This is a genomic window from Athalassotoga sp., assembly GCF_049965695.1.
Taxonomy (GTDB): Bacteria; Thermotogota; Thermotogae; order Mesoaciditogales; family Mesoaciditogaceae; genus Athalassotoga.
This window is the reverse complement of sequence record NZ_JBMFWB010000049.1, coordinates 1-1,504: the sequence shown is the minus strand read 5'-3', so window position 1 is coordinate 1,504 and position 1,504 is coordinate 1. Positions and strand designations below refer to the sequence as shown.

General features: G+C 38.7%; 1 protein-coding gene and 1 pseudogene. Both read left to right on the top strand.

The annotated features are described in order from the left end of the window. Positions 1-125 precede the first annotated feature (125 nt). Positions 126-1,109: an ROK family protein gene (locus ACP5NR_RS08690; RefSeq protein WP_428006354.1), complete on the top strand. Its 984-nt coding sequence runs from the start codon at positions 126-128 to the stop codon at positions 1,107-1,109. Positions 1,110-1,150: 41 nt separating this feature from the next. Next, positions 1,151-1,504 (top strand): annotated as a pseudogene (locus ACP5NR_RS08685) (alpha-mannosidase); the annotation flags it as partial.

Here is a 1,504-nt window from a genome sequence, read left to right as displayed (position 1 = left end):
CGTACCCTTTTCCATTCTGCTATTTTTTTATCCATACTTTTATTATACAAGTTCAGGCTCATTAGCGGTAATCAGTAGATCTCACAAAAACCACTGTCGGAGAAATCACCAAAAATTTTGTGGAATTGGGATTTATAAGAGAAAAAGAAAAAGATCACGATCCATCCAAAATAGGAAAGCCTCAAACCTTGCTTGAAATTGTACCCGATGCTTTTTACGTTGTCGGAATAGGAATTCTCAGAAAGCAGGTTGAAGGATGCCTTGTTGATGCAAGTGGAAAAATTTTAAGCAGAAAATCCCAACGCTATACCTCACTTGATTACGATTCAATAATGAATTCTGTCTTTAAGATAGCAGACAATCTTATACTCAACAATTCGAACAAAGTAAACGCTATAACTTTCGGAGCACCCGGAACACTTGACTCTAAAAACGGGATTATTCTAAAACCGGCAAAATTTTTGGAATTTGAAAATGTACCGCTTGCAAAGATCTTTTCGAACAAATACAAAGTTAACACATGGATAGAAAATGACGCCGATGTGGCGGCGATCGCCGAAAAATACTATGGGAAAGGTAAGAATTTGAACTCGTTCATATACATTCATATGGAAGAAGGTATCGGATCCGGCATAATCTTAAATGGAGAAATTCATCACGGAGAATACGGTTACGCAGGTGAGATGGGACATTTTCTTGTAAAAGATGATGGTAAGTTCAAATATCTTGAAGATATTTACGGTGCGGATGCCATTCTCGACAGAGTCAAAGCATTTGGAATATCGAACTTTGAAAGTCTGAAAAAGGCCGAAAAGGACGGAGATAAAAAAGTAATTGAATTTTTAAAAGAAGTTGGAGAAGAGGTTGGCGCGGTAATAGTTTCAACGATTCACCTTACAGGCATATCGACGATCTTTTTAGGAGGAAAGGCGACCTATCTTGGAAATACTTTCCTGAATTCGGTTAGAAACACTATAAAGAAATATCTTTTCTACGATCATGAAATAAAGGTTGAATTATCGACACTGGGAGACGCATTTGTCGTAGCATTGGGCGCATCAGCGCACGGAAGGGTGAAATGTGTTGAAAATACGATAATAAAAAATTAAGCCTAAATGGCTTTTTGATAATTAGAAAGGATGATGAAGAGATGATCATTCACATGATTGGTAACGCGCACATAGATCCGGTCTGGCTATGGAGATGGCCCGAAGGAGTCTCCGAGATGATCTCGACCTGCCGGACAATGGTCGAAATGTTAAAAAATTCTGACGATCTGATCTTTACGAAGGGCGAGGCCATGATGTATGAATGGATCGAAAAGACAGATTCTCAATTATTCGATGAGATAGCAAAACTCGTAAAATCCGGCAGATGGAACATAGTCAACGGATGGTGGGTCCAGCCCGATTGTAACATACCTTCTGGAGAGTCTTTCGTAAGGCAAAGTTTATATGGCAAAAGGTATTTCAAAGAAAAGTTTGGAATAGATGTAAAGGTTGGG